The sequence below is a fragment of the Shewanella sp. 10N.286.51.B7 genome (genome assembly GCF_002873615.1).
Lineage (GTDB): Bacteria > Pseudomonadota > Gammaproteobacteria > Enterobacterales > Shewanellaceae > Shewanella > Shewanella electrodiphila.
In genome coordinates, this window is record NZ_MCUF01000044.1 from 44,818 (window position 1) to 59,657 (window position 14,840).

Here is a 14,840-nt window from a genome sequence, read left to right on the forward strand (position 1 = left end):
AGAAGGATAAATAGGCCAAACTGCTCCATTAAATGGACAGTTTGGCCACATAGCACAGGAACCCATCATGACCCGTACATCACTTAGCTGCTTACTTGCACTCTCCATCACCAGCTTTTCAACTGTCGCTGACGATGACCGATTTAAAGATGTCACTATCACCTCCCAGAAACTCACCGAAAATGCTTATATGTTCAAAGGTTCAGGTGGCAATATCGGCGTATCAGCAGGCACTGATGGCATCTTAATCATCGATGACCAATTTGCGCCTTTAGCCGATAAAATAAGTGCTACGTTAAATGAAATCCAAGCGGGTAAACCTAAATACGTTATCAACACCCATTATCACGGCGATCATACTGGCGGAAATGCGCACTTTGGCGAACAAGGGATTATCTTTGCCCACCATAATGTATTAAAACGCCTAAGTGCCAAAGAAGGCACACCCAAAGCAGCCCTCCCTGTTGTGACTTATTCTAAAGATGTTTCCATCCGTTTTAACAATGACACATTAACCTTAAAACACATGGGACCTGGCCATACTGACGGTGACAGTGTGGTGTTCTGGGAAAACGATAACTTAGTTCATATGGGGGATTTATTCTTTAAAGACCGTTTCCCGTATGTGGATTTAAACGGTGGCGGCTCAGTCATTGGTTATCGAGACAATGTTGCCAAAGCATTAACCATGATGGATAAACAGACTCAAGTGATACCAGGCCATGGTGAACTCGCCAACAAAAATGACTTAATGAAATTTAAGCACATGCTTGATGACTCGATTAACTGGATGAAAAAGAAACTCACTCAAGGTAAAACACTTGAACAAATCCAAGCTGAAGGTGTACCGGCAAAGTGGAAAGATTGGAGCTGGAACTTCATCACTGAAGAAAAATGGATTAATACGCTATATCAGGGTTTGAAAAAGTAACGTATTAAATCACCAAAGCTTAGATGACTATAAAGCTTGTGAATATCACAAGCTTTTTTAATTTCGATTGATTCACTAGTTGTTTCTAAAATGCCATAACACCCAATAAACCGGCTTTAAATCCTTACCGCCAACGTTTTTAATCGGACTCGCGAAGTAATACAACCATTGCCATGAGGCCAAAAAGTCTTTGGATTTTTGCCAAATAGCTTCACCGCCTGCTTGTCGGTAAGCTGTGATGGTTTTCGAAATGCGTTCGCTATCTGCGCCTAAATAGCGATACAAGCTGTGAATATAAACCAACAAATCACGGATTTGTTGCTCTACCACAGGTCCCTTTTGTTGATTAGCTTCAAAATCAATAAATTTAACTTCACCACTGCGCCAGCTAATATCTCTAAGTGCTGGACGGCCGTGAGCTAGTTGCATTTGATGTAAGTCGGCTAACGCTTGGCTTGAATCATTCAAAATGTTTTGCTGCTCTGTAGCTGCAATATCATTGTTATCTAACCAATCACGTACTGTGCGCCCAGCATCTTCAATCACCAAATATCCTTCACCATTAGCCACCACTTTGGGCACAGGCGCTCCCTCTGCGTCTAGCTGCTTTAATACTTGGGTTTCTTTAATTAGGGCTTTAGCAGAATCTGCTTTTAAAAAACGCATTGCACCTGTTAGCTGCTCAACTTGTTTTAACCAGTAACGCTTACCATGATGTTCAAACTGACTGATCCGCTCCCCTTGGTTTAATACCAACATTAGGGCGACTTTGTCTTTAAAAGATTGCATTTGAGTCATAACAAGTATCCACAACTGATTTGTATATTCAGTATCTGGACAAATCGTCAATCGAAGCAAATTTAGCAAACAATATCAGAGTAAGTTTTACTTAATTAATAATTAGTGCAATTACTCTATAAACACCTCTTACATTCAGATAACATGATATGCATAAAATTTAACCAACGAATATCTATGTACCGTTTAACAAAAACCAATATCAGCCCGAATGACACCCACAAAAAAAGCGCCAACAATAGCGCTTTTTCCAGTCATAAGGAGTTGTATCAGAACTCTTAAATTAGCTACGAATTAATCGAGAACTTATTCCGTCGTCAATTAAGACTCCAGTGGTATTGCTCTGTTTTCAAGTAAAACAGGAATACCTTCAGTAATTGGGTAAGCTAACTTGTCAGCTTTACAAATCAATTGATCTGCTTCTTTATCAAATTCCAGCTTACCTTTACATACTGGGCAAGCCACAATCTCAAGTAATTTTTTATCGAACGCCATGGAGGTTTCCTTGTTTAACTTTGACGACTTCTTTTAGTCGATTCAAAAATGCTGTATCAAAACTTTCATTAAGCTTCGCATTAACTGGCAAATACCACCAGTTTTGTTGTGCAAAATCGCGACATTTAACCGCATCTTTCTCGGTCATAATCAATGGCATCTGCAAAGACAACTGCGTAAGCTCATTCTCATCAAAGGCTTGATGGTCTTCAAATGCTTTTGTTTGTTTAATTTTATAACCCAATGTCACTAAGCTATCGAAAAATCGCTGCGGATTTCCGATGCCAGCCATTGCTATCGCTTCTTGCTGTTGCCATTTTTCATCATTCGATGACGGTTTTACCGCTTTAAGATCAGAAGGTTCAAGAGTCATAGCAATTTCATTTGCTTGCGGGTTGCCACCATTATTAATGGCCCAATCAATCGTTTTTAAGCGCCATAAACCTTCACGTAAAGGCCCTGCGGGTATCAAACACTGATTACCATATCGGCGCTGACCATCGACAATAGCCAGTTCTATATCTCGGGCTAAAGCATAATGCTGCAAGCCATCATCACTAATGATCACATCAACATCAAATTGAGCTAACAGTGCTTTAGCGGCATCAATGCGTTTAGCACCAACAACCATAGGAACCTGCGTTCGAGCAACTATCATTGCTGGCTCGTCACCCACTTCGGTGGCTTTATCTGCAACATTAACGGCTTTTACACCATCTATATTGACGCCGTAGCCACGACTTATCACCCCAGGCTTATAACCATGTTGGCGCAATAAGTTAATCAAATAGATAACAGTGGGGGTTTTACCGCTGCCACCTGCGGTGATATTACCGACGATGATGACAGGAACAGGTAAGGTCTCAGCTTGGCTAATTCCCAGTTTAAAGCCGAGGCGTCTTATGTATGACACTAGGGCAAACAACCCACTAAGTGGCAATAACAACCACTTAGCTGGATGGCCTTGATACCAAATTTTGTTCACTAACCCTTGCATTTAGTTACCAAACTGCATTTGATACAAGTTAGCGTAAATACCTTCTTTAGCAACAAGATCCGTGTGTGTACCACGCTCAACTACCGAGCCTTGATCAATCACTAGGATTTCATCTGCTGATTCAATCGTTGAAAGGCGATGGGCAATCACGATAGATGTACGATTATGGCGTAAATTGTCTAAACCATGTTGAATCGCTTTTTCTGACTCAGTGTCTAATGCTGAGGTCGCTTCATCTAAAATCAGCACTGGTGCATCACGTAACATGGCGCGTGCAATGGCAATACGTTGACGTTGTCCACCAGATAACAACACGCCATTCTCGCCTACTTCAGTGTCTAGCCCTTCCGGTAGCGTTTCAATAAACTCCATTGCGTAAGCAAGTTCAGCGGCTTTGACAATTTGTTCACGAGTTACTTCACCTGGGTAAGCGTAAGCAATGTTATTAGCAATAGTGTCATTGAATAGTGTCACTTGCTGCGAAACAAGCGCCACTTGATTACGCAATGACTTAAGCTTGTAGTCATAAATACTAACGTCATCAAGGGTGATATCCCCTTCTGATACACCAGTGTAAAAACGCGTCATCAAACTTGCAATCGTTGATTTTCCTGAACCACTGCGCCCCACTAAGGCAATGGTTTTACCTTGTTTAACTTCAAAATCAATATTGGTTAAGGCAGGTTTTTCAGTGTCAGGGTAACTAAACGTCACGTTATTGAACTTCAAGTTACCTTTAACGCGCTTCGTTTCAAACTCACCAGCATCTGATTCAGGTGCGGTATCAAGTAATTCAAACACCGTAGTACAAGCTGCAATACCGCGCTGGAATTCAGCATTAACCCGAGTTAAGTTTTTAATTGGTTGAAGCATGGCCATCATTGCGCCAAGAATTGCAGCGAAAGTACCTGCAGTTAATTCTTCTTTAAGACCAGGGAACGTTGCTGCATACAACACAAATGCAAGCGCAAACGAGCCAATAATCATAATAACAGGTTGGCTAATGGCTTGAGCGACTGCCAGTTTCATATTCTGATGACGGTTAGAGTCATTCACTTTAAAGAATCGATTAACTTCCGTTTTCTGACCGCCAAAAGCCAATACATTTTTATGGCCTTTAATCATTTGCTCAGTAGTTGCAGTAACGCCACCCATTGCTGATTGAATTTGCTTAGAGACTTTACGAAAACGCTTACTCACCACGCTTATCACAATCCCCATTAATGGGCCTATCACCAAAATACACAGGGATAATTTCCACGAATAGAAAAACATGATAGCTAACATTGCAATGACAGTAATGGAGTCACGGACAATAGAAATTAACGCACTGCCTGATGCTCGAGCGATTTGCTCAGTATCAAAGGTCACCCGGGAAATTAAGTTACCGCTATTTTCACGGTCAATGTAGCTGACAGGTAAACGCAAGTAGTGTTCAAACACTTGCTGGCGCATATCCATAATCAGTTTCGCACTCATATAAGAGACGCAGTAGGTCGACACAAAGTTGGCAATCCCACGCAAAGTAAACATACCAATGACCACCAGCGGCGCCATTAGCATAATATCTTTATTGGCGTTAAAGCCGCCATGGGTAGGTACATCAACTTCAACACCGCCTACAACTGCAGGGGCTTGACCAAAACCTTCATCAATAAAAGGTTTAATGAATGCAATAAAAGCTGCATCAACAAGGCCATATGTAAGTAGGCCTGCAATGGCTAATAGGAACATTCCTTTCATCGGAATGAGATAAGTAAGAAGGCGTTTAAATACGCTCGACATTTCGTTATTAGTTGTTGTCATTGATTACATTAACACTTGAATAGCAAACAAAGGCCATATTCTACTCTGCTTTAACTTTCTCACCAAATCTAAACAGCTTGTTGTACCAAAATGGCGCAATATCTGAACGATATTGACGAATCGCATAACTTGACGAGTTAAAATCGATAGTTATTTGACCAGAGTTCCCGCTAATCAGTGTTTCAACTCCTCTTGTTTTATATCGCTCAACAACATCTTTTTTAGGAAATCCATATTGATTTGCAAATCCCGCAGTAAAAATAACCTGCTTTGGTGATACAGCATCAATAAACGCCTCAGATGATGAAGTGCGACTACCATGATGTGGTGCTAACAAAATATCAGTGGGTGATAACAGTTTGTGTTCTACTAAATATTGTTCAGTGCTTTTTTCAATATCGCCAGTCAGTAGTACCCGGTGCTTACCATCATCAACATAAGCAATACATGAGCGGTTATTGTCATTGGTGGCAGTGGGGTTTGCAGCAAGGCTCAATGTTAAGCCAGCCCATTGGAATTGACGATTTACACAGTGGTTAAGTACATTGTCTGTGGCTGTTGTTATTTCTGTGACTGTTTCTGTGGTTGTGTCTGTTGTTATTCCTGTGTCTTTTGGGATGCCTATTTTTGTGCCTTTTTGGGTATCTGAGCCTGAGCTTAGGTGAAGATCAATAATACTATTTGCAGTCATTGCATCATGATGCGCTGCTGTATCACTGATAATCACTGCTTTGGGATAATGCTGAGCTAACACCTTTAACCCTCCCGAATGGTCATTATCGTCATGACTCACAATAATATAATCCAGACGATTAATTCCTTTTGCTCTCAGAGTCGGCACTATGACGCGATCAGCATAGCTAAAGCTTTGACCGTAAGCTGCGCCAGTATCATAAAGTATCGCCCTATTACCTCGTTGTACCAGCACCGCCATACCTTGACCGACATCTAGCACATGTACGTGCCAGGTCTGTTGTTGACCAAATGGCTCTTGCTGTAACGGTGCTTTCGACTCAAATATACTCACTGTTAATTGTAGAAAAAATGGCACACACAACAAACCAACCACACATAGCCAAGGGGTATCCACTGCCCACTTTAATAAAAATAACCCTAAAGCAAACATCATTAAACAGACAACCATCGTATCGGGTAAATACACTAACGCCATTGGCCACTGATCGCTTTGACTAATAAGAGACTCAAAAGGCGCAAGAGAAATATCCCCTAAAGCCATCAATTTAGCACCAACTAGCTGCCTAACGCCTTCAGTTAGCGGCAATATCATTAGGATTATATTCCCCACCAAGCCAATAATACTGAGAGGAATGACCACGATACTAAACCAAGGCACCATCAATAAATTAACCCAAATACTATTAATGGAAATGGTGCCAAACAGTATCGCTTGCAATAAACCTAACCCAACAGCCAAGCGCCACTGTATGGCCCAAAATGTTTGCAGATATAACAGGGTTTGTTGTTGATAATGACGGTAAGTCGATTTGAAATTTTGATAAAATAAATGCTTAACAGCTGATACTTCCTTGGGCTTTAGCCCTTCATCAATCTCGTCATTTTCCTTTTCATCGAGCTCATTCTCAAGATCTTGAAGCTCATAATTACTGTTATTATTAGTGCCATAATTATTAGCTTCATCAACTGCATTATTCTCAGTGTTTGTTTTAGCTGCGATGTATTCAAGGGTAAACAATATGATCCCCAGCGCACTGAAAGACAGCCAAAAACCAGCACTTAAACTCGCAAAAGGATCAATAGCTAATACAGCAAACAGTGCCCAAGTAAGCCGCTGCCATGGGGATGAATGATGATTTACGATAGACAGCATCACCAACATTAATAACATGACGAGTGCACGCTGGGTTGCAATCGCAAAACCTGCTAAATAGCCATATCCCAATACGGTTAACGATGAAAACATCATCGCAAGTAGCAGGTTTCTGCGACTAAAAACAGGTGCGAAGTGTTGCAGGCTATGACGGAAGATAAACCAAAACAAGCCAAACACGACTGACAGGTGTAAACCAGATATCGCTACTAAGTGCCCTGTACCTGTTTGCCTTAGTTGCTGCCATTGCATTTGAGTAAGTTCAGATTTGTCGCCAAACAATAACGCATTCAACACCGCCCCATGGGATAGTGAATGTAATATTGGCGTCATCTTATTGATGATCGATTGTCTTAATGGCACGTCATAATGAACAAGTTCAGCCTGCTTAACGCGACCTTTAGCAACAATATGACGACTCAATAAATTCTTTTGTTGATTAAATCCGCCTTGATTAATCGGACTGGTTATCGGCTTCATTCGCGCCGTAAACAGCCATACTTGGCCCACTTTTACTTCAGGCGGTTGTTGCCATGAGAGTCTATAGTTAGTGTCATAAAAACTATTTTGCTCAGAAATCAAACGAATGTCGAAACTTATCCAGTCGCTGTTTGTGCTAACTAGTGATACTATCTCTGCCTTGAATTGTTTTTGAACAGGAATTTCAGATTCGTGTGAATAAAATAATGAATAAAAACAAAAAGAAACTAATAAAAGCCCACTAAATGCTCCGCTGATGAACGGCCATTTTATGAGGCAAGATAAAGCGACAATCAGAATGATAGACGCCATCCATATAGGAAGTAAGCTTGGCAACATATTGCTAAAAAGCATACTGGCGCAAAAACCATAAATGAATCGATTTATCATTGATTAATTAAAGACAGTAATCGCGTATATGCCAAAAAAATTATTACAAAAATTTATGCCGAATCCTGAAACATTACGTAATCACAAATATTTACGTGTTTTCGGCAAATTATTAGATAAACCTAACCTTTGGAGCTTAAATCGTAAGTCAGCTCCTGGCTCATTTGCGATTGGATTATTTGTTGCTTGGCTTCCGCTTCCATTTCAAATGGTCATTGCTGCTGGCATGGCGATATTTTTTAACGTCAATATTCCACTGGCAGTTGCACTCGTTTGGTTAACAAATCCAATCACTATGCCATTCATGTTTTATGCGGCTTATTTACTGGGCTCGAAAATATTAGGCATGGAAACTACTCACTTTAACTTTGAAGCCAGTTGGCAATGGGTTGAAAGCTCTATTGGCACCATAGGCCCACCTTTCCTATTAGGGTGTATTGTTTACGCCTTTATTTTTGCTTTTATCAGCTTTTTTGTGATTAAGAGTCTTTGGAAATATTCAGTATTATTCAAATGGAAAAGCAGGAATTAGTCTGTAAAAACACCATAAAAAAGTCAGCATGTTTGCTGACTTTTTTTATAGTCTTACCGACTAATTTGGTATTAGTTCAAGCTCATTCAAGATGATTAAGTTTTCGATAACTAAATACCATTAAATGCACACACAGTAATCCACTAAAAGCACAGCAGAAAAATACCATAGCAATTGACTCAACAGAGGTCATATCTTCAGCATAAAGCCACCACCATAGTGGCCAGCCAACCATCGACAAACCCGTTAATTGCCACATGCAGGCTTTACACCGTCCAATCTTTTGCTTAAAAATGGATTCTTGGCATTCATCACAAGCCATCTAGTTTTCCTCAAGCTTGGTCATATACTCATCCTTTAGCAGAGCAAAAAAACATTCATCACCCCAATGGCCTTTAAAAAAGATATTTTGATGGTAATGACCTTCTTTTCTAAAACTTAACTTGGTTAATAAAGCCATTGAAGCTTTATTGTTGGCGTCAGTTGTCGCCACAATACGGTGTTTATTCAATTTAAAAAATAAGTACTCAATTACAGCAGTAACGGCTTCATAGGCAAAGCCTTGTTGTTGATATTGCTGCGCCAATGTAAAACCGATTTCCATTTGCTGCTCATCAACAAAATGCAGTGCAACATCGCCCATAATCTGCTGAGTTTGTTTATCTGCAATAGCCAATTGAAACCACTGACCTGGTTGACCGAAGGTTTGATAATCCATTGCTGCATAAAACGCACGTGCTTGTTCAATATTGTAGTCAGTCCAGCTCTGGTATTGGGCGATTTTCGGGTCGGCTCTATATTCGGCAAAGAAGGTCAAATCCTCTTCCCTAAAGGCACGTATGCTCAAATGCTGAGTTACTATTTTAAAGTCCATATTGGTAACCTTATATACCCTGTAATCATTGACCAGCAGTTACTTTTCTATGTATCACTTTTTTACTTGCTACTTGCTACTTGCTACTTGCTACTTGCTACTTGCTAAACTTTAAACGATCTTCACCCAAGCCATACTAATGAATATTTCCTTAAAGCTAATACTTAAAGCCAATACTAGTTAGCCCCATGTCGCATGTTTAATTCTCGCCACTAAAAAATCTACCGCAGCTTTTACTTTGGGCACGTGATAGCGCTGCTTTTGATATATCAAGTAAACCCCAAAGTCAGCACTTTGGCTGGCTGATAGCGGTGGCTCAAAATCAAGTTCTTGTAGCTCGCCTCGATGTAAAAAAGGCGATAACACCCATCTTGGCATCATGACAATGCCATCACCCTGTTTGGCTTTTTCAATCAACCACTCCCCAGCATTGCTAATGGCAGCTGCTGGAGCTGACACATCTTGCCATTGACCATCGATAAAACTTAACCAAGGTACTCTGCCATTAGGCGAGCGATAATATAACCCTTTATGCTGTGACAATTCAGATGGATGATGAGGAGTGCCCATTTGCTGCAAGTATTGCTCAGTCGCTGCAGGAATAAATTGATTGTCCATTAACCGAATCGCTACCACTCTGTCATTTGGGGCGTATCCGCCCCTGATCGCGATATCAACATCATCCCGACCAACCGAAGACAGCTCATCGCTGAGTTCAATATCAAGAATAACTTTGGGGTATAAACGAGAAAACTCATCCATTAAGGGAATAAGTACTTCACGGCCAATCCCTACCATCGCACTGATCCGCAACGTCCCCATTGGTTCTGTTTGATAACTTCTAACGGCTTCATTACTTTGCTCTAATTGGTTGAGCAGCGAAGATACTTGTTGATAATACTCAGTACCAATCTCAGTTAAGCTAACCGCACGTGTAGATCGCTTTAATAAGGTTGCCCCTAAACTTTTCTCTAAATCAGCCACACGACGTGACAATGATGAAGCAGGCACTGAAAAAGTCTTAGCCGCTTGAGTAAAGCTGCCTAATTCTACGACTTTGACAAAATACTTAAGAGCTCTTAATTGATCCATAAATCATCCATTGTTGTCATAAAAGCAATAAAGAATCGCTTTTTAGCCACTATATCTTATAAAAAAGAAAAGGAATAATAACTTCAACAAACAATATATCGAACCCAATGAGTAAAAGGATATTTCAATGAGCACCTATACCGCCATTAACCTTGTCAAACGCCCACAAGGTGGCCCAATCACTTCAGATATTTTTGAAGTGATTCAAAAGCCAATGCCTACTGTTAAACCAGGTGAATTACTGGTTAAGCAAAACTACATGTCATTGGATCCGGCAATGTTTGGTTGGATGCAACCAGATACTGATAGCTATATTCCACCGGTTAATTTAGGCGATGTAATGCGCAGTAGTGGTGTTGGCGAGGTCGTTGAAAGTAATCATCCAGATTTTAAAGCGGGCGATCGCGTGATGGGGATGATGGGTTGGCAAGAGTACTTTGTCAGTGAAGGTAAAGGCTTAAACAAAATCGATGCACCACTCCCTGACGAAGCAATTTTATCGGTCTTTGCCCTACCAGGTTTAACCGCAACTCAAGGTTTATTTAATGTCGGCAAACCTAAAGCTGGCGAAACAATCATTGTCACGGGCGCAGCGGGCTCTGTAGGCTCGATTGTAGGGCAATTAGCTAAAGCTGATGGCTTACATGTCATTGGCGTTGTAGGCAGTGATGAAAAAGCTGACTGGATAGTGAACGAGCTTGGTTTTGATTCTGCAATAAATTATAAAAAAGCAGACTTAGCTGCTGAATTAGATAAGTTAGCTCCACAAGGGATTGATTTATTTTTTGAAAATACCGCAGGCCCGATTCAAAACCTAATTGTCGATAGAATGAATCCACATGGACGCGTCATGGTATGTGGACTGATTGCAGATTACAGTAAACAGACACCTGCCCCAGGACCGAGTTGGATGAATATCCTTAAACGACGCATTACGGTGCAAGGTTTTACTATGCCAGATCATTACGGCGAAGTACCAAGCCTATTAGAGAAGTTAACCCCTTATGTGCTGCAGGGTAAAATCAAACATCGTGCACACGTATTAGAAGGCCTTGAATCATCAATTGATGGGTTAAATTTATTCTTTAGCGGTGGCAACAAAGGTAAGTTGATGGTGAAACTGTAAGTCGGTTAAGTCGTTTCTCTCCGTCGACTTTTGCACTAATCGATTTCAGTGAGTTTTAAAAACCGCTTATTAGCGCTACATTCCCAAAATGTAGCGCTTTTTTATGCTCAGTTAACTCAACGACGTTATCAATGTCACAGCAGTCTGATGACTTAATAGCGGTTTTGGTTGGGAATAATCTTAATGTTGGCAAGAAGCTCATCCAGTATGTTACGAACAACCCTTTCTGCATCAGAGTAAATTGGATGTTGATGATTTGCTTGCAAGTAATAAATAGCGTAACTCAAGGAAGTCGGTAATAACTTATTAAGTCGCTGAGGCGCCTGGTAACAATAATATTCTTCATAATGATGGCTAGACAACTCATCGACCAGAATAACGCTATTGTCGGTCAGTAAATGATTCGCCAATATCGATTGTGACTCAGAGCGATATTTAAACCTAAACCCTTCCATTAAATCAGTGTTTTCTAGGATCCCCTTAATACGATTAATCCCACTGAGTATGACACCCGCAAAAACATGGTCTTTGAAACCACTATTTTCCATTCCCTCTTCAATCCATTTATTTTCCGTTCTGCTAACAAAAATGGGCTTTGATTCTCTAATAGGTATTTGTCTAATTTCTTTTGGTGCATTTAATGGAAACAGGTTAAAACCAATATGAACATCGCCATTGATAATTTGATCAAGAGTATGATCGTTCCAATGAACAAACGAAATTCTCGCCTTTGGCAAAATCTTTGAGCTGATCTCTACGAGTGGTTTTGAAATGATATCAATCAGTGGGCTGGAAATCGCAAATGTGATCTCGCCGTCAAAATCGGCCTGATTAAAAAACTCATCAGGATATAACTTTTTTTCTAATAACATCAGCTCAGCAGCTAAACCTTCACCAATCGTTGTTGCTCTAACAGTAGGCACTAAATGACCTTGACCCTTGATGAATAATGGATCGCCAGTTGCCTCACGTAACTTAGATAATATCTGGCTTACAGCTGATTGAGAGATACCTAATTTTGCCGCTGCACCAGTTGTACTACGCGTTATATACAATTCATTAAATACACGTAAATAGTTAAGGTTTATTTGATCTGAATACTTTACGTACATGCGTTAATCCTTGATAAATACGCCCCAATATTAGCATAGCTTATAGTTATTATAAGTAGCTCACGTCACAAGTGTTAACTAAGATTTGCGTCGTTTAAATGACAACGACATTTAGTTCACATATGTATCCAGGGGAAGCACGTGGCAAATCAGTTTACTGAAACCGAATTTAACAAAGAAAGTTTTTCGAGTGTGTTAAGACAATACCGTAAATCGTATCGTCTATCTCAACAAACTTTAGCTGATGATTTAGCGAATAATCACAGCCTGTTCAAAAACATAAACCAGTCAATGGTGAGTCTTTGGGAAAAAGGCACTATTCTGCCATCTTTAAATCGAAGAGTAGGTTTAGCGAACTTTTTTAACCAGTGTTATCAATACGACGAACATGAATTAAAAGTTATCAGAAAAGCCCGTAAAAATCGTATTCATGATGGCCAAATGCCAAACATTTACAATTACAGCATTAATCAAATTAAAGAGTTTTGGTTTGATGAGATGGCTGAAGATGACAAAGAGTCGATATACCAAGCGCATAAAGTGCAAAGCGGTTATGACTTTAATGAAACCCTTGAACACATTGGATGTAAGCGTTTAAAGGTTGTATGTTTTTACTATAACAATTCACTTATCGGGCACCTTGCCTTTTGTGTTGCACAAAACGGCTACCTGAAGCTGGCAAGTGTCGTGGCAATTGATAAAACTATTCGTATGAATATTTTTAAATTCATTCAAACGTTATCATCAGAACTTGTACTGCTTTTACCAAGCTTCATTAACTATTATAGCCATTTGTTTAATGATATTTACCTTGAACAAGTGCCAACAAGCGGCCCAATCACCTTGCATAGTGCTAAGAGTGAGAGTTTGTTTAATAATCCATTTATTAAACATGTGCTCAACGGTAACGATGACTTGGCATTACTTCGTTACGAGCAACATTACGACTAATCGCGCTTATTGCGTAAAACAACGCATATTCGTGACGTAAGATTAACGCCTATCAAGCTATTGATAGGCGTTTTTGTTTTTAACTGAGCTGCTTATTACATTAATTCGGCCTTAAAACGCTGATCCAGGTTGAGTGAGAAAGGCGATTTCTGCTGCAGTAGACTCTCTTCCTAAAATACTGTTTCGATGAGGATAGCGGCCATATTGCTTTATGATGTCAAAGTGCTTTTTTTCAAACTGATAGTTTGACTCCAAACCATCTTGATTAAATAAGACGAGTGCCTGCTGATGAATGACTTCAGACTCGCTATGCATGTAAGGCATGTACAAAAAGCTACGTTCAGTTGTTGTTAACAGCTTATCTTGCCCCTGTGCTACGGCTTCTTGGGCTAAAACCAATGCGAGTGTGTCTGATGCGAACGCTTTTGCAGAGTCTCGGTACATATTTCTGGAGAATTGATCCAATACAATAATTTCCGCCAACCTGCCTTGAGGCTGCTTTCGCCACTCATATAGTTCTCCAGCCATGGCTTGACTGTGTAACCTGGCAAATTTAGACATGATAATTCGATCGAACTCGTTGTCTTTTTTAAACCACATAGACTTGTCTATGTCATCAAACCAAAATGAAATCACTTGCTGAAAATCTGTCATCATTAGCGCCTTTAATAGTCTATTGTGTTCAATTTCAGTAACTTTACAATTGTATGCTAGATTTAACTTAATCGTTAATAATGATAAACAAGGGGTATCGATGACAAGCCCTGCTCAAAAAACAACCAGCGATACCATAAGGCAAGATCCACTTATTGAAAAAGTGCTCAAACGCTCACCATCTGATGTTGCATCAAGTTTCACTAATGAACAACTCCATGCCATAAAGATGTCATTGGGTCCTAATACTTGGGGCGGACACTTCGTAGATAAACGAGGAACATTCAAATTTCCTTTCATTAAGTGGCGTTTTTACTACGTGTTTTTACTAGGTAAAAACAAACGCGCCTATACTCGTCGAGAAAAGAACCTATCTATGCTGATGATGTTTGCTAGTGTCAGTGGTTTTATCATTATTAGTATGCTGTTTGGGCTACTAATGTTGTACCTATTAAAATCGGCACTGGGTATCGACTTATTTCCTGATACGTCTTTAGGGATTTGGGACAGTGTTAAAAGTTACTTTGACTAAGGTGAGTGGTTAGATTTCTACAGGAGAATTGGACTCCATGAGCTGACATTGAGGGGGCATTTAACGAGCTAGTAGAATTTCTATTTCAGTAAACCAGCTTCAGAATCGTAAAAATTAAGCCTCTAATGGCGTTGCTACGTGAAATCAAAGGGAGTATCCCACTAGAAAGTGAATTGTACGGACGGTGTAAACACAGAAATCATCTACATTTTACCACTATA

General features: G+C 40.1%; 15 protein-coding genes. 5 read left to right on the forward strand and 10 right to left on the reverse strand.

Annotated features, from left to right (window positions below):
- Positions 1-67: 67 nt before the first annotated feature.
- Complete coding sequence (locus BCU84_RS13080) at positions 68-931, forward strand: MBL fold metallo-hydrolase (RefSeq protein ID WP_102528524.1); 864 nt, start codon at positions 68-70, stop codon at positions 929-931.
- A 75-nt stretch (positions 932-1,006) separates the two neighbouring features.
- On the opposite strand, the gene BCU84_RS13085 is transcribed toward BCU84_RS13080, so the two are convergent.
- The 5 genes from BCU84_RS13085 to BCU84_RS13105 all read right to left on the reverse strand — a co-directional run bounded on the left by BCU84_RS13085 (position 1,007) and on the right by BCU84_RS13105 (position 7,710).
- A complete protein-coding gene (locus tag BCU84_RS13085) occupies positions 1,007-1,729 on the reverse strand; it encodes a phosphotransferase (RefSeq protein WP_102528525.1) in 723 nt (240 codons plus the stop codon).
- A 321-nt stretch (positions 1,730-2,050) separates the two neighbouring features.
- A complete protein-coding gene (locus tag BCU84_RS13090) occupies positions 2,051-2,224 on the reverse strand; it encodes a Trm112 family protein (RefSeq protein ID WP_102528526.1) in 174 nt (57 codons plus the stop codon).
- The gene (gene lpxK, locus BCU84_RS13095) at positions 2,211-3,221 is read right to left on the reverse strand and encodes a tetraacyldisaccharide 4'-kinase (RefSeq protein ID WP_102528527.1); all 1,011 of its coding nucleotides are present in this window, start codon (positions 3,219-3,221) and stop codon (positions 2,211-2,213) included. The genes BCU84_RS13090 and lpxK overlap by 14 nt, the downstream gene beginning before the upstream one ends.
- On the reverse strand, positions 3,222-5,027 hold the full coding sequence (gene msbA / locus BCU84_RS13100) for a lipid A export permease/ATP-binding protein MsbA (RefSeq protein WP_102528528.1): 1,806 nt from the start codon (positions 5,025-5,027) through the stop codon (positions 3,222-3,224). It abuts the gene before it with no gap.
- A 40-nt stretch (positions 5,028-5,067) separates the two neighbouring features.
- The gene (locus tag BCU84_RS13105) at positions 5,068-7,710 is read right to left on the reverse strand and encodes a DNA internalization-related competence protein ComEC/Rec2 (protein WP_198589579.1); all 2,643 of its coding nucleotides are present in this window, start codon (positions 7,708-7,710) and stop codon (positions 5,068-5,070) included.
- 64 nt (positions 7,711-7,774) lie between these two features.
- On the opposite strand from BCU84_RS13105, the gene BCU84_RS13110 reads away from it, so the two are divergent.
- Positions 7,775-8,278 carry a DUF2062 domain-containing protein gene (locus tag BCU84_RS13110; RefSeq protein ID WP_102528530.1) on the forward strand — a complete coding sequence of 168 codons (504 nt, stop codon included), beginning with the start codon at positions 7,775-7,777 and terminating at the stop codon, positions 8,276-8,278.
- 82 nt (positions 8,279-8,360) lie between these two features.
- Here BCU84_RS13110 and BCU84_RS13115 read toward each other — a convergent pair whose 3' ends face one another.
- The 3 genes from BCU84_RS13115 to BCU84_RS13125 form a co-directional block, all read right to left on the reverse strand.
- Positions 8,361-8,600 (reverse strand): DUF3624 domain-containing protein, encoded by a 240-nt coding sequence (locus BCU84_RS13115; protein ID WP_102528531.1) that lies wholly within the window; start codon positions 8,598-8,600, stop codon positions 8,361-8,363.
- Complete coding sequence (locus BCU84_RS13120; RefSeq protein WP_102528532.1) at positions 8,601-9,152, reverse strand: GNAT family protein; 552 nt, start codon at positions 9,150-9,152, stop codon at positions 8,601-8,603.
- A gap of 180 nt (positions 9,153-9,332) precedes the next feature.
- On the reverse strand, positions 9,333-10,244 hold the full coding sequence (locus BCU84_RS13125; protein ID WP_102528533.1) for a LysR family transcriptional regulator: 912 nt from the start codon (positions 10,242-10,244) through the stop codon (positions 9,333-9,335).
- Between the two features lie 127 nt (positions 10,245-10,371).
- On the opposite strand from BCU84_RS13125, the gene BCU84_RS13130 reads away from it, so the two are divergent.
- On the forward strand, positions 10,372-11,370 hold the full coding sequence (locus BCU84_RS13130) for an NADP-dependent oxidoreductase (protein ID WP_102528534.1): 999 nt from the start codon (positions 10,372-10,374) through the stop codon (positions 11,368-11,370).
- A gap of 152 nt (positions 11,371-11,522) precedes the next feature.
- Here the strand turns inward: BCU84_RS13130 and BCU84_RS13135 are convergent, their stop codons facing one another.
- Positions 11,523-12,482, reverse strand: a complete 960-nt coding sequence (locus BCU84_RS13135) for a LysR family transcriptional regulator (RefSeq protein ID WP_102528535.1) — start codon at positions 12,480-12,482, stop codon at positions 11,523-11,525.
- A 141-nt stretch (positions 12,483-12,623) separates the two neighbouring features.
- Here BCU84_RS13135 and BCU84_RS13140 point away from each other — a divergent pair, with 141 nt between their 5' ends.
- Positions 12,624-13,433, forward strand: coding sequence for a helix-turn-helix transcriptional regulator (locus BCU84_RS13140; RefSeq protein WP_102528536.1), 810 nt, complete (start codon positions 12,624-12,626; stop codon positions 13,431-13,433).
- Between the two features lie 111 nt (positions 13,434-13,544).
- Here the strand turns inward: BCU84_RS13140 and BCU84_RS13145 are convergent, their stop codons facing one another.
- Positions 13,545-14,090: a DUF924 family protein gene (locus BCU84_RS13145; RefSeq protein ID WP_102528537.1), complete on the reverse strand. Its 546-nt coding sequence runs from the start codon at positions 14,088-14,090 to the stop codon at positions 13,545-13,547.
- 97 nt (positions 14,091-14,187) lie between these two features.
- On the opposite strand from BCU84_RS13145, the gene BCU84_RS13150 reads away from it, so the two are divergent.
- The gene (locus tag BCU84_RS13150; RefSeq protein WP_102528538.1) at positions 14,188-14,619 is read left to right on the forward strand and encodes a hypothetical protein; all 432 of its coding nucleotides are present in this window, start codon (positions 14,188-14,190) and stop codon (positions 14,617-14,619) included.
- Positions 14,620-14,840: the final 221 nt, after the last annotated feature.

What these genes read in the sequence shown, in the direction of transcription:
- BCU84_RS13135 (WP_102528535.1), bottom strand. Translation starts at nt 12,482, where the DNA reads ATGTACGTAAAGTATTCAGATCAAATAAACCTTAACTATTTACGTGTA.
- BCU84_RS13115 (WP_102528531.1), bottom strand. Translation starts at nt 8,600, where the DNA reads ATGGCTTGTGATGAATGCCAAGAATCCATTTTTAAGCAAAAGATTGGA.
- BCU84_RS13080 (WP_102528524.1), top strand. Translation starts at nt 68, where the DNA reads ATGACCCGTACATCACTTAGCTGCTTACTTGCACTCTCCATCACCAGC.
- BCU84_RS13105 (WP_198589579.1), bottom strand. Translation starts at nt 7,710, where the DNA reads ATGCTTTTTAGCAATATGTTGCCAAGCTTACTTCCTATATGGATGGCG.
- BCU84_RS13085 (WP_102528525.1), bottom strand. Translation starts at nt 1,729, where the DNA reads ATGACTCAAATGCAATCTTTTAAAGACAAAGTCGCCCTAATGTTGGTA.
- msbA (WP_102528528.1), bottom strand. Translation starts at nt 5,027, where the DNA reads ATGACAACAACTAATAACGAAATGTCGAGCGTATTTAAACGCCTTCTT.
- BCU84_RS13125 (WP_102528533.1), bottom strand. Translation starts at nt 10,244, where the DNA reads ATGGATCAATTAAGAGCTCTTAAGTATTTTGTCAAAGTCGTAGAATTA.
- BCU84_RS13090 (WP_102528526.1), bottom strand. Translation starts at nt 2,224, where the DNA reads ATGGCGTTCGATAAAAAATTACTTGAGATTGTGGCTTGCCCAGTATGT.
- lpxK (WP_102528527.1), bottom strand. Translation starts at nt 3,221, where the DNA reads ATGCAAGGGTTAGTGAACAAAATTTGGTATCAAGGCCATCCAGCTAAG.
- BCU84_RS13130 (WP_102528534.1), top strand. Translation starts at nt 10,372, where the DNA reads ATGAGCACCTATACCGCCATTAACCTTGTCAAACGCCCACAAGGTGGC.
- BCU84_RS13110 (WP_102528530.1), top strand. Translation starts at nt 7,775, where the DNA reads ATGCCAAAAAAATTATTACAAAAATTTATGCCGAATCCTGAAACATTA.
- BCU84_RS13145 (WP_102528537.1), bottom strand. Translation starts at nt 14,090, where the DNA reads ATGATGACAGATTTTCAGCAAGTGATTTCATTTTGGTTTGATGACATA.
- BCU84_RS13120 (WP_102528532.1), bottom strand. Translation starts at nt 9,152, where the DNA reads ATGGACTTTAAAATAGTAACTCAGCATTTGAGCATACGTGCCTTTAGG.
- BCU84_RS13150 (WP_102528538.1), top strand. Translation starts at nt 14,188, where the DNA reads ATGACAAGCCCTGCTCAAAAAACAACCAGCGATACCATAAGGCAAGAT.